This window comes from Bartonella sp. MU37NMGALS (assembly GCF_042194015.1).
GTDB classification, from domain to species: domain Bacteria; phylum Pseudomonadota; class Alphaproteobacteria; order Rhizobiales; family Rhizobiaceae; genus Bartonella; species Bartonella grahamii.
Map to the genome: position 1 here is coordinate 1 of NZ_JBHIML010000071.1, position 1,685 is coordinate 1,685.

Sequence of the window (1,685 nt, forward strand, 5' to 3'; positions counted from 1 at the left end):
AAAGGTGACCTAGGCGGCTTTATAGAAGGTGAGAGCAACTTAAGTCATGAAGGAGACTGTTGGGTTTATGATGATGCCATGGTTTATAGCGGTGCAAAAGTTTACAACAATGCCAAGGTATTTGATAACTCAAAAGTTTGTTATTTTGCAAATATTTATGAAAATGCAACAATTCATCATAACGCAAAAATATATGGTGGTCGTATTTTTGGAAAAGCACATGTTTACGAAAATGCAAGTGTTCATTGCAATGCAGAAGTGTATGGTAACGCACACATTTACGGAGATTCAGAGGTTCGTGGAGGCAGTATTATCACAACAAGCGAGAGAAGATAATTATTATGTATAGATATGAAATTAAACCTACTTTGTGTTCGCAGTTAGTTGTGAGAAATACCCACAATCCAGGTGAACTTTGTATAACGATCTCTGGAGATAAGGGCGAGCCCTATGTAGATACCATAATCTCTAAAGACAAAATAGATGCCTTCTTAAGTGAAGAGAATATCGTGCCAATGGAACTCATAGGATCGCAATGCTTTGCATTTTCATACGAATTCAGACCGTTTGCATGCACTAGATTTGAAATGATACCACCCAATTCAGATGAATCTTTCTTGTTGACGCTATATTCTGATCATTGTGCATATATAAAACGCATTCCAATTGATTGGATTGTACAACCTGTAAAGACAAAACTCTAACACCCCAAAACCAGTCTTTTAACACAAGCGTGATTCACGCCACGGGTGAATTGTACGCAAATCAAGGAAATAAACCATGGAAAAAAAATACGAACTTACTGATGAAACAATTGAAGTTGATGGCAAAACTCTCCACCGCATTCGTGCTTTAAGGGATTTTGATGATGTCAAAAAAGGAGATCTTGGTGGTTTTATTGAAAAGGAATATAACTTAGGTCATAAAGGTAATTGCTGGGTGTATGATGATGCCAAGGTGTATGAAAGCGCTACCATTTTTCATAATGCTAAGATATTTGATGGCGCTTGTATTAGTGGAAATGCTTCAGTTTATTCTGATGCACAAGTTTACAGTCGTGCTGTTGTTTACGGTAATGCAGAGGTTTCTGGTAGTGCACATGTTTTTGGTGATGCTGTTGTTCGCGACAAATCTCATGTTTGCGGTGATGCAGAAGTTTACAATGACGCACGTATTTATGGTGACGCAACAGTTTTTGAGAATGCACGAATAAAGAATAGTGCCAAGGTTTACGACAATGCTCGTGTATATGGGAACGCAATAATTTGTGGTCCTGCTCTCATTTATAACAATGCTAAAGTTTATGGTGATGTCATTATATCATGCTCCAATTTCACGTATGAGGATGATGTTAATTATGGAAATGTTGAGATTTTTGGAGATGCAAAAGTTTATGATAGTGCTCGCATTTATGACGCAGTCAAGATTTTTAGAAATGCCGAAATTCGTGGATTAGCTAATATTCGCGGAAACACGAGAATTCCTCAAGACATAAAAATTTAACAACCAACCAGCCTTTTAACAGATGCGTGATTCACGCCACGGGTGAATTGCGCGCAATGTAGGAAATCAAGATGACAAATTCCACTTTTTTAAAAGAAATGGCAGGAAAATATGGATTTTCTGCTGAAGAATTTCGAGAAACAATCATAAAAACTTGTATTGGATATAAAAATGCTAGTGTC

2 protein-coding genes and 1 pseudogene are annotated in these 1,685 nt (G+C 37.1%); all 3 read left to right on the forward strand.

Going from position 1 to position 1,685, the window contains the following annotated elements; all coding sequences use genetic code 11:
* Positions 1-336, forward strand: a 336-nt coding sequence (locus ACFIJP_RS09020; protein ID WP_375627066.1) for a hypothetical protein, incomplete at its 5' end; no start/stop codon positions are given.
* Between the two features lie 444 nt (positions 337-780).
* A complete protein-coding gene (locus ACFIJP_RS09025) occupies positions 781-1,503 on the forward strand; it encodes a hypothetical protein (RefSeq protein ID WP_375627067.1) in 723 nt (240 codons plus the stop codon).
* 71 nt (positions 1,504-1,574) lie between these two features.
* Positions 1,575-1,685, forward strand: a pseudogene (locus ACFIJP_RS09030) (recombinase); the annotation flags it as partial.